Genomic DNA, 6,999 nt, shown 5'->3' with positions numbered 1-6,999 from the left:
AGGAACCAATGCTGGTTCAGGCATTCTGCACGGAAGCGGCCATTGAACGCTTCGATGAAAGCATTATCAGTCGGCTTTGAACTCAATCAGAATGTTCGTGATTTGATGGATGTTGCGCGGTCCCGTCTTGAAGACACCAAGGGCGAACTCGATGAAGCCCTCGGCCGAACCGGAATAGGTCCCGTGATTGTCACGTGCATCGGGCCAGTAGGAACTGCGCAGCGCCCTTTCATCGGCGCGGTCTATCCCGCGGCAATACCGATAGAGGCAGTCGCGGAGCGCCTCGCGGTCGAGCAATTCGGTAATTTTTTTGTGTTTCATCGCTTGTCGCACATCTGATATCGGGGCGCTTACCCATCCAGTGACGCAGCCAGCTTTCAACTGCTCGGCTGACGTAAGGAAAAACCCTCCCTCTGCTTAGGCATGCATGTAAACAACTGCCCTTAGAAGTAGACATCAATGGGAGAGCTGCGGGTAAGGTGTTTGGACAGCGACGGCGCCGTCATGCACCAGTTGCGTTGCGTTTCAACCCCCACAATGTTGGTTGAACAAAAGGCGATCGAGCAACGCATCCGAAACGCAATCTATCTCCAGCGCACGTTCAGGGCAGGATCGAGCGCCTCGCGACGCGAACAGTTCGTCCCTCTCCTCGACATCGATTGCACCGGGCAGTATGTATCCCTCGTCGTCAAGATTGAATATTTCGGGCGCTTGGGCCCAGCATCTTGCATGACCTTGGCATTTGGAAGTGTGCACTATGACGCGCATACGGTACTCCATGTCTTTCCTCCTCTCAATTATCAGGACCAGTCCAGGATCAGATTCTCCATTCCAAACACGTGGCCCCCATAGGTGATGGGCGCCGTACCATCCTTGATACGGAAGTCAGGGATGCGCGACAGCCACTCCTCCAGGCCGATGACGATCTCTCGCCGGGCAAGGTGTGATCCAAGACAGCGATGGGGACCGTACGCAAAAGCGGTGTGGCGATTGTCTTCTCGTGCCAAATCGATCGTGTTCGGATTTTCGAATTCCACCGGATCACGATTGGCAATCATCGTGGCGCAGGAAATGTAGTCCCCCTTACGGATCGGCGCGCCTTCGAAATTGATATCTTTCGTCGCCACACGGATCATCTGCACGGTCGAATAGGCGCGAAGCAGTTCTTCGGCTGCGAGCACAATTCGATCCGGTTTGCTCCGCAGCAATTCCTGTTCTGTCGGATTGCGCGCGAGATAGGCCAGGTCAAAGCCGATCGCCGTTGCCACGGTGTCCAGTCCCGCGACGAATAGAAGCACGCCTATTCCATGGATTTCCTGGTCTCTCAACAGGCGGCCGTCGACCTTTGCCTGCACGACGAAGGTCATGAAATCGTCGGCCGGTTCTTTGCGGCGCATCGCTGCAAGTTCATCGATGAACGCCAAAATTGTTCGGGCGGCTGCGGTTCGTCTGATGCCGTCGCCGTGGAGCAGGTCCTTCCCCCAGCCCACGAATGTATTGAGGCGCTCATCGGATAAGCCGAGCAAACGGAGGAAGATACTAACCGCAAAAGGAAAGGCGAAGTCCGTCAAGATGTCGCAGCTTGTGCTCGACGCGGAAATCTTGGAAATCAACGCAATCGCCCGATCACGGACCGCCGGTTCGAGCTCCATTATCCGCCTGGGCGAAAGCAGCGGATTGAGAAGTGAGCGAAACACGCTGTGAGCCGGGGGGTCGAGTTCAAGCGGGATCAGCGGCCAGTTTTCGCCAAGCGCCGAGGCGAAAAGGCTCCGATGGCTGGAAAAGGTTCCGGTGTCCTGCAGCAATTTGCGTTGGTCCTGAGCGCGAACGATGACCCAGGTACCTCGGCCATCGCGCGTATTGCAGGGAGAATAAAAGATTCTCGGTCCATTATGGAGGCAAGCGACAGCTGCGTGCGGATCCCCATTTGGCATGCGCTCCATGCCGGGCGACGTGAACAGGCTGAAGTCCTTCACCATTTCGGGAGGGACATGTTCTGGAACCCTAATGGTAGCCACTGCTTTTCTCCTGTCATCAAAGCCCCTTCGCCGAGAACGAATTCTCCTCGGAGAGGGAGCGAGCAAAATCGTTGAGCGCCAGATTTCCAATCTCAGCAGCGCGAGGCGCCAATGACATGCGATGCAGCGATCAGATCGCCGTGCGGCTCGAAATCCACGCTGCTTTGTTGGCCGAAGTCGAAATTTCTTGGATGCCTCGCCCGCCCTTCCGGTCGACATCGGATTTTCACGGGTACCTCTCTTCCGGTAAATGCGTTCTGAGCACAGATGCATTTTGATTTCCTCCGCTCCATGGCGGTCACCAAAGAAACCGGCCGACAGTCCTTGCCGCCCCGCAAGAAGAACTTCAAAGTTCATGCCAATTTGATTGATTTGGCCGGAAAGAAATTTTTCAATTGCCTTTCAGCGCTTTGGCTCAAGGCAGAACTAAAGATTGGCTGATCAAGGCCGTGTCGCGTATCTAACAAAACCCGACATCAGGTGCCGGATGCCATCTATTCAGGTGCGACTTTTTTCCAGCCACCACAGCCGGGGGCCAGAGACAGCGCGACGAGTAACGAATGTCCTGATGTACTGCGATGCAGTGGGATAGCTTGAGGGTGGGTAGCTTTGAATTGTGGCATCGAGCTAGCGGCGGAATTCCGGGAACAGCTCGAAGCGTGCTACTCCTTTGTCCTGAATGTCAGTTCTACCAGCCCGACGACACCACCCTAAGAGTCGGCGGCAATCTGCCGATTGGGTGTTGCCTGACAGCAATGGGTATGGTGGCCTACCGTCCGCCGAGACGGAAGGCGATGGCCGCAGAAAGCCCGCTCAAGCGGCGGGCCGAAAATGCCGTCCGAAACAAATCCACAAACTACCCTGCCTGGCACGGCAAGAGCGTGGGTACGGAGATTTGATCTGGATCAAATCGCAATCCCGATGAAATTGATAGCCATCAAAGACGCGCTGGAAGAAATAGGGATAGCCGAAGTCGCAACGGCCGCGTGGTCGTCTCGGGCATGTCCGGCATAGGCGGTTTTCGAAGGGATCAGGACATGGACGTCGCACGCAGTGAGGTTCTCGTGATTGGCACTTCCGTCGCTTGCCGTTCCTGCCAGGCGCGGCACGGCGTCGTTTGCGGCGCCTTGTCGGCTGGCCAGCTTAGCGAACTTGGCCGCCACTCGCTGCGCCGCAAGGTCGACGCAGGCTGCGAGATCATTGCACAAGGATCGGAAAACTCTTTCTATTCGAACATCACGCGCGGCGTGGTGAAGCTCTGCAAGGTGATGTCGGACGGGCGCCAGCAGATCGTTGGCCTGCAATTCGCCCCCGATTTCGTCGGCCGCCCCTTCGTGCGCGAAAGCACGCTGTCGGCCGAGGCCGCGACCGATGCGGAGATCTGCGTGTTCCCCCGCAATTTGCTCGAACGCATGATATTGGAGACTAGGGAATTGCAGCGTAGCCTGCACGCTCAGGCGCTGAATGAGCTGGATGCCGCGCGCGAATGGATGCTGACGCTCGGCCGGCGGACCGCCGAGGAGAAGGTCGCAAGCCTGCTCCACCTCATTGCCGCCCACGCCGAGACGGCGACGAGCACTGCCTTCGATCTGCCGCTATCGCGTGCCGAGATTGCCGACTTTCTCGGGCTGACGATCGAAACCGTCAGCCGCCAGTTGACCCGGCTTCGCAAAGAGGGCGTCATCCGCATCGAGAACATCCGGCATATCACCGTGCCCGACATGGATGCGCTCGCAAAGAAAATCAGCGGGTAATTACCACCCGCGTATTGGAAAGGCCAGCCTGGCGCGCCAGCGTAAAGAACTAGGCGGCATTGTCGGGATGCAGACGGACGTGCCGGGCGCTACCACATCGAGCATTCCGGGCGAGAAAACTTCTAGTCCCGGAGCCGCCGGCTTGCAGCTCGGGATAGCCGCCGGGCAGGTGGGTGGCGTCGCCATCGGCGCCGGGCGCCCAGCAGGTCGCCAGCGAGCTGAGCGGTGAGCGGTGAGAGGAACAAAATATCAGCTCCGCGGCGACGTCAGCCGAGCAACAAATGCTCGTAGGCCAAAGGCTACATAGCGCGACCCGGGTGCCGGTCGGCATCAGCCGATCGATATTGGCGGCTGCGAGCTCTTCACGCCCCCAACCTGCGGATATCCGCCATCGTCGTCTTCTGTGACGAAATTATCGGAGCCGTTTGCGTTTCACCATTTTTCGATGCGCGGTCCGAGCCTGGCGCCCCCTTTTTGTCGGACCTCAAACTTTCTTGTGCAGTTTCAAACAAGAAAACGTGCGCGGGTAGACATACGCACGAGCAGAACCTCAAACCTCGTGACCCGCGCCTTCCCGCCGCGACCGGACTGGCGGGCAGTATGCTAAGGTTCTAAAAGGCGGCAGAGAAACCTTGATCGAGATGCGGTCGGAAGTAGCCGAAACAGCGCCCGGCCGTCAGCGCGGCACAACGGCTTCACAATTCGCTCGCCCGCACGAGCAGCGCACGAGTGCGGCGACGAAGGCCCTGTGCTGACCGCAAGTCCATCTCCTTCAGGCCAAATGGCATGACGCTTGCTTGCCCTGGCGTGTGGGCCGAGGTCGGATTCGTGTTAGCCGTGACTGAGAGGCCGCAAATAAATTTTCCTAGAGGAGCTTCATTGATGACCATGGAAAAGCAGGTCCCTATTGTCACCTTTCGCACGCGGGTTCGCGACGAGTCTATATCCGGTCCCAACCCCTACCGCTGGGAAGACAAGACGACCGACGACTATTTCAGCGGTAAGCGGGTAATCCTTTTTTCGCTGCCGGGCGCCTTCACGCCAATCTGCTCCACCTTCCAACTGCCTGATTTCGAAAGTCTTTATGTCGAGTTTAAGAAGAATGGCATTGACGACATCTACTGTCTCTCCGTCAACGATGCCTTCGTCATGAATGCTTGGGGCAAGTCTCAGGGGTTGAAAAATGTCAAGCTTATCCCGGACGGTTCGGGAGAATTCACTCGGAAAATGGGTATGCTCGTCGCCAAGGACAATCTCGGTTTCGGTCTGCGCTCCTGGCGCTACGCTGCCGTGATCAATAATGGCGTCGTGGAGGGGTGGTTCGAGGAAGAAGGCTTTGGCGACAACTGCGCGACCGATCCGTATGGCGTTTCTTCGCCGCAAAACATTTTGAAATGCCTTAAGGCCCCAGCCTTCGTATGAGCATTGAAGCCAACGACCAGCAGCTACGACTTGTCGTGCACACCTGCGCCGAATGATAGGAGTTTTGCTCGAACCATGAAGTCCTTTACAAGCCTTCATCAGCGTCAGCAGCAATCGCTGGTTATTACGCCCCAGCTCATCGCGTCTATTCGCTTGCTGCAGCTGGCGCACACCGAACTGAATCAGTTCGTGGAACAGGAAATCGAGAAGAACCCATTTCTCGACCTGGCGTCGAATGACGGCGGGGCTTCTGGCGTATCGCCAACTGCGGCGGATGATCCAAATATCAGCGCACGCGAAGACCACGTTGATGGACCGGCCAGGACGGACATGCCTGAGCTGTCTAGTCCCTGGAAATCAATCCGTGACACAGGCAACCTTTCGCCGGGGGAAAGGCCTTCCCTGGATGAGTTCGCCGCCTCAACTGAGACATTGCACGAACATGTCGCCCATCAGATCGCCCTCACTGCCTTCACACCCCAGGAGCGGCTGATTGCTGGCGCGCTTGCCGACCATCTGGATGACACTGGGTATCTGCAAGTGAACCTTCTGGAGCTAGCAGAGAGGCTAAATAGCCCTGAGGCTGGAGTGAAGCGGGTTCTTGAGGCTTTGCAGCTATTTGACCCGCCGGGCATATTTGCGCGAAGTCTGGGCGAATGCCTCGAGATTCAGTTGCGCCAACGAGACCGGTTCGACCCGGCCATGGCAGCTCTGGTCGCAAATCTCGAGTTGCTTGCGCGACGCGATTTTCGAGCACTGAAGCGACGTTGCCGGGTCGATGAAGACGACCTTCTCGATATGTTGAACGAAATTCGTGCACTTGACCCAAAGCCTGGAAACCAGTTCCAGTCCGCAAGGTCGGAATCCATCATACCCGACGTCTTCGTCCTACCCTCGCCGGGAGGCGGATGGCACGTCGAGCTTAATCGGGAGATTTTGCCCAAGGTACTGATCAACCAAACCTATTTTGCGCAAGTTACTCGCCTAACCGCCCAAAGCTCGAAAGATCAGTCATTCCTGAACGAATGCTTCCAGAGCGCGAGCTGGTTGGTTCGGAGTCTCGATCAGCGCGCCACGACGATCCTTAAGGTGGCGACCGAAATCGTGCGCCACCAGGATGTCTTTTTGGAAGATGGCATTGCTCATCTTCGCCCTCTCAATCTTAAGACCATCGCTGACGCGATCGACATGCACGAGTCCACTGTAAGTCGGGTAACGTCGAACAAATACATTCTCACGCCCCGCGGCGTGTTCGAGCTCAAGTATTTTTTCACCGTCGCGATCCCGTCCTCACAAGGCGGTGACGCGCACTCGGCCGAAGCTGTGCGCCATCAGATAAGGGCACTTATTGCCGCAGAGACGCTCCATGATGTGCTGTCCGACGATGGCATCGTTGCCAAGCTCAAGGAAACAGGCGTCGACATTGCTCGCCGCACAGTCGCCAAATATCGCGAGGCGATGAACATCCCCTCGTCCGCGCAACGCCGGCGGGAGAAACGGTTTGTACTGGCGGCCGCGGAGGGATAAGTCCTTTGTACCGTAGGTGATGCCCTTTTCCCAAAAACCGCGGAACTGAGGCACATGTGACATTGTGCTTAGTCCTCTCCATGGAGGATCGACTTCATATGGGCTGGCGACCGCAGCCTCGTCACGGGAGCTTCAAAAGTTGTTCCGGCCGCTTAAGCTGACGTTCCAGAAAAGATTAGATGTCTGTTCCATAGCCCAAGCGCTTAGGGGCTAAGCGGTTAATCACGAAAACTCGTGCAGAATTTTTATGTCGCGCAAGCGACAAATCTAGAAGCAGT

At 56.9% G+C, this 6,999-nt stretch carries 6 protein-coding genes and 3 pseudogenes; 4 read left to right on the top strand and 5 right to left on the bottom strand.

The annotated features are described in order from the left end of the window. From PYR71_RS29445 to PYR71_RS29430, 4 genes and pseudogenes are all read right to left on the bottom strand, one after another. Window positions 1-77 (bottom strand): annotated as a pseudogene (locus PYR71_RS29445) (integrase core domain-containing protein); the annotation flags it as partial. A gap of 1 nt (window position 78) precedes the next feature. Further along, a pseudogene (locus tag PYR71_RS29440) lies at window positions 79-321 on the bottom strand (nuclear transport factor 2 family protein); the annotation flags it as partial. Between the two features lie 204 nt (window positions 322-525). Further along, a complete protein-coding gene (locus tag PYR71_RS29435) occupies window positions 526-780 on the bottom strand; it encodes a ferredoxin (protein ID WP_004678571.1) in 255 nt (84 codons plus the stop codon). A 20-nt stretch (window positions 781-800) separates the two neighbouring features. After that, window positions 801-1,979: a cytochrome P450 gene (locus PYR71_RS29430; RefSeq protein ID WP_010009913.1), complete on the bottom strand. Its 1,179-nt coding sequence runs from the start codon at window positions 1,977-1,979 to the stop codon at window positions 801-803. A 306-nt stretch (window positions 1,980-2,285) separates the two neighbouring features. Between PYR71_RS29430 and PYR71_RS29425 the strand changes: the two genes are divergently transcribed. Continuing rightward, on the top strand, window positions 2,286-2,459 hold the full coding sequence (locus tag PYR71_RS29425) for a hypothetical protein (RefSeq protein WP_010009909.1): 174 nt from the start codon (window positions 2,286-2,288) through the stop codon (window positions 2,457-2,459). A 596-nt stretch (window positions 2,460-3,055) separates the two neighbouring features. Beyond that, on the top strand, window positions 3,056-3,772 hold the full coding sequence (locus PYR71_RS29420; RefSeq protein ID WP_010009905.1) for a Crp/Fnr family transcriptional regulator: 717 nt from the start codon (window positions 3,056-3,058) through the stop codon (window positions 3,770-3,772). Here the strand turns inward: PYR71_RS29420 and PYR71_RS29415 are convergent. Beyond that, window positions 3,762-3,851: pseudogene (locus PYR71_RS29415) on the bottom strand (L,D-transpeptidase); the annotation flags it as partial. The gene PYR71_RS29420 and the pseudogene PYR71_RS29415 overlap by 11 nt on opposite strands. Before the next feature lie 803 nt (window positions 3,852-4,654). Between PYR71_RS29415 and PYR71_RS29405 the strand changes: the two are divergent. Continuing rightward, window positions 4,655-5,194, top strand: coding sequence for a peroxiredoxin (locus PYR71_RS29405; RefSeq protein ID WP_004678566.1), 540 nt, complete (start codon window positions 4,655-4,657; stop codon window positions 5,192-5,194). Window positions 5,195-5,269: 75 nt separating this feature from the next. Then, window positions 5,270-6,721, top strand: coding sequence for an RNA polymerase factor sigma-54 (gene rpoN / locus PYR71_RS29400; RefSeq protein ID WP_011053429.1), 1,452 nt, complete (start codon window positions 5,270-5,272; stop codon window positions 6,719-6,721). The last annotated feature ends 278 nt before the right edge of the window (window positions 6,722-6,999 follow it).

The sequence above is a fragment of the Rhizobium mulingense genome, assembly GCF_029194105.1.
Taxonomy (GTDB): domain Bacteria; phylum Pseudomonadota; class Alphaproteobacteria; order Rhizobiales; family Rhizobiaceae; genus Rhizobium; species Rhizobium mulingense.
This window is presented reverse-complemented; position numbering and strand designations above follow the sequence as displayed.

What these genes read in the sequence shown, in the direction of transcription:
- PYR71_RS29405 (WP_004678566.1), top strand. Translation starts at nt 4,655, where the DNA reads ATGACCATGGAAAAGCAGGTCCCTATTGTCACCTTTCGCACGCGGGTT.
- rpoN (WP_011053429.1), top strand. Translation starts at nt 5,270, where the DNA reads ATGAAGTCCTTTACAAGCCTTCATCAGCGTCAGCAGCAATCGCTGGTT.
- PYR71_RS29435 (WP_004678571.1), bottom strand. Translation starts at nt 780, where the DNA reads ATGGAGTACCGTATGCGCGTCATAGTGCACACTTCCAAATGCCAAGGT.
- PYR71_RS29425 (WP_010009909.1), top strand. Translation starts at nt 2,286, where the DNA reads ATGCATTTTGATTTCCTCCGCTCCATGGCGGTCACCAAAGAAACCGGC.
- PYR71_RS29420 (WP_010009905.1), top strand. Translation starts at nt 3,056, where the DNA reads ATGGACGTCGCACGCAGTGAGGTTCTCGTGATTGGCACTTCCGTCGCT.
- PYR71_RS29430 (WP_010009913.1), bottom strand. Translation starts at nt 1,979, where the DNA reads ATGGTGAAGGACTTCAGCCTGTTCACGTCGCCCGGCATGGAGCGCATG.